Raw genomic sequence first — 786 nt, 5'->3', positions numbered from 1 at the left:
CTTCTCAATCATGGAAATAGAAAACGAAGAAGGGCCAAGAGTGGCTATAATTTTTACTTTACGTGCACGCTTCACGGTGGAGAATCTCCTGAAAGAGAGGGGGACTGTACAACGGAATTATTGAACAAAGACTCATCGGTCAACTGTACCATCCAACTGGTTTGATTACCCGTATCAATTTCTTTAAATTCAGCCTTTTGATAACCACGAGGGAAACAATCATGAACCCCTTGAATAGTAAATTGGCTATCTTGCACACACATAGTCACCGAACCTGGCCAGCTGTTTTTTTTCTCTGCTCCCTCTGCATAAAAATAATAGAAGCGCGAAGAAAGAGGACCCTCGATCAAGGTTTTACACTCTGTCACGGGGACCACCCACCATCCCTCACTTACCCAACCTGAAAATGTACGATACCCAAGGGCGACACCAACGGGCTGTTGAGTCGTATTACAAACCCGGAAATCAGCTTTTGCAAAACCAGCAAACGGCAACAAGAGCAAAACGCTCAAGAGAAAAATCTCTCGTACTCTCTGAAACACCCCTGTCTGTTTTTCGGCAACCACAAAACCACCTTTATGATGTAACCCTCTAAAACAAAACATACATCCCTTTATCTTCTCTGTTTTCAAGAACTTTCCAAATGTATATAGACATATTTTTACTCTTTTCTGCTTCTTAATGCCCTTTTGTCAATGCAAAGAGCTTAAACTTTTACAAAATATTTAAAGTCAATTTGTAAAAAAAAACTGTACAGCTTGATGAGCTTCTTGTTCTTCAGGCTTC

Annotated in this window: 1 protein-coding gene; it reads right to left on the bottom strand. The window is 40.7% G+C overall.

Annotated features, from left to right (window positions below; translation table 11 throughout):
- Nucleotides 1-71: 71 nt before the first annotated feature.
- Entirely contained in the window at nucleotides 72-605 is a 534-nt protein-coding gene (locus ACFIO5_RS11430; RefSeq protein WP_011181281.1) for a DUF1036 domain-containing protein, read from the bottom strand.
- Nucleotides 606-786 lie beyond the last annotated feature (181 nt).

It is taken from the genome of Bartonella sp. AA86SXKL (assembly GCF_042196885.1).
Note: the sequence above shows the minus strand (reverse complement) of the source record. Positions and strands in the feature narration are given on the sequence as shown.